This is a genomic window from Vibrio sp. 2134-1 (assembly GCF_033339495.1).
On sequence record NZ_JAWOUS010000563.1, the window covers coordinates 1 to 635 of the forward strand.

General features: G+C 44.4%; 1 protein-coding gene. It reads right to left on the reverse strand.

Annotated features, from left to right (window positions below; genetic code table 11):
- Positions 1 to 249: 249 nt before the first annotated feature.
- Positions 250 to 635: helix-turn-helix domain-containing protein (locus R7R78_RS27245; protein ID WP_318119661.1), on the reverse strand; the 386-nt coding region annotated here is incomplete at its 5' end.

Below are 635 nucleotides of genomic sequence, written 5' to 3' on the forward strand. Positions count from 1 at the left end.
ATCTGTCACGTATAAGCACCTTTTTGAGTGGATAAAAGGAACGATAGCCGTCCTATTCTAAAACCATGATATACCGGGTGGTTTAGCAGTGGCGTTATCCATTTTGGCGAACTCTATTCTACATAGAGTTGTATGTTGGCAAACTTTATTTTACCTACACATAATCCAGCGCTGCACGCAAAGATAGAAAGAGACGATGAAAAAGAACACTGAATTCAATTCAGTGCTCTTTTGCTATTTGCGGTGTGTTTACTCGTCTTGATACTTTTCGAGCTTGTTGTACAGCGTTTTAACGCTGATACCCAGTTCCTGAGCCGATTCCGTTTTGTTGCCTTGATTCTCTTCAAGCGTATTGAGAATAGCGGCTTTTTCCAGCTCTTCTAACGATACGCCAGCAGGCACCATATCTTCTAATCGAGTACCGGTTTCCAGTGGCGGCGTATCGAAAATCAGATGTTCATCTTTAATGGTATCGTCGGCGAGAATGAACGCACGCTCGATGGTGTGCTTGAGTTCTCGAACGTTGCCAGGCCAATCGTGCATGGCGATTTTTTGGATTGCCGAGTCGAGAATCGTCTTGGTTTTGGATTCGTTAGCGTTGCGGTGCGCAATAAAGTGTTTGGCTAATCCGACGA